Source organism: Burkholderia sp. Ac-20392, assembly GCF_017104585.1.
In the GTDB taxonomy this organism is placed as follows: domain Bacteria; phylum Pseudomonadota; class Gammaproteobacteria; order Burkholderiales; family Burkholderiaceae; genus Burkholderia; species Burkholderia lata.
In genome coordinates this window covers 1-1000 of the sequence record NZ_JAAGPB010001091.1, presented here as the reverse complement: position 1 = coordinate 1000, position 1000 = coordinate 1, and the positions used below count along the sequence as shown (strand labels likewise).

Genomic DNA, 1000 nt, shown 5'->3' with positions numbered 1-1000 from the left:
TCGCGGTGGGCGCGTTTCGCGCCGACGTCGCGCGCGGCGGCGCGACGCAGGCCGTGCAGGCGTTCGTCGACGAGATGCGCGCGACGAGCGCCGAGTTCGACGCGCTGTGGCGCGACCACGATATCCGCTCGCACGAGGAAGGGACCAAGGAGCTCCACCATCCTGTCGTCGGGCGAATCGCGCTCGAATACTCGGCGTTCGCGGTGAGCGGCCGGCCCGACCAGACGCTCGTGATCTTTACGCCGGAAACGGCGACCGATCGCGCGCTCGTCCGGACGCTGGTGGCCGCGCGCAAGCAAGCGCTGGCCGAGCAGATGCCTGTCACTTGACGGCGCGTGTTTCGCCTGACTCGTCAGTCAAAAGCGCCGTCGCACCGTATCGCCCGCCTTCGCCAGCCGCGCCCATCCGGCCCCATCGCTCCGCGCAAACCCATCGCATTCCACACTGATTCCCAGTCGAATATTTAATTTTCACCTGGCGTAGCGCGCGCTTACCCTTTCGGCATCGCATCACAGGGCCACCGGCCCCCTCCCTGGAGCATCCCGATGTCCGACCCCGGCACCGCGCAAGCCGTCCACCGCCCGCATACGGCTTCCGTGTCCCATGGCGCGCTCGCGCTGCTGGTGCTGGCCGGCCTCAACCTGCGACCGTTCCTGACCGCATTCGGCCCCGTGCTCGACGTCGTGCGCGCCGACACGGGCCTCGGCTTTCGTGCGGCCGCGCTGCTGACCACGCTGCCGTTCGTGCTGATGGGTGTCGTCGCCGGGGTCGGAGTCGGGCTCGCGCGGCGCTTTGGCGAACAGCGCGCATTGACCGTCGCGCTGGCGCTGATCGCGGCCGGCTGCACGGCGCGCCTGTGGACAGGCGGCAGCGCCGGCCTGATCGCGACCGCGATCGTCGCGGGCGCCGGCTTCGCCGTTATCCAGGCGCTCGTGCCCGGCCTCGCGCAACGCTGGTCCGTCGACCGGCTGGCGCCCGTGATGGGCCTCTATTCGGCCGC

At 70.5% G+C, this 1000-nt stretch carries 2 pseudogenes; both read left to right on the top strand.

The annotated features are described in order from the left end of the window. Positions 1 to 329, top strand: a pseudogene (locus G3N99_RS40960) (transcriptional regulator); the annotation flags it as partial. Between the two features lie 216 nt (positions 330 to 545). Next, a pseudogene (locus G3N99_RS40955) lies at positions 546 to 1000 on the top strand (MFS transporter); the annotation flags it as partial.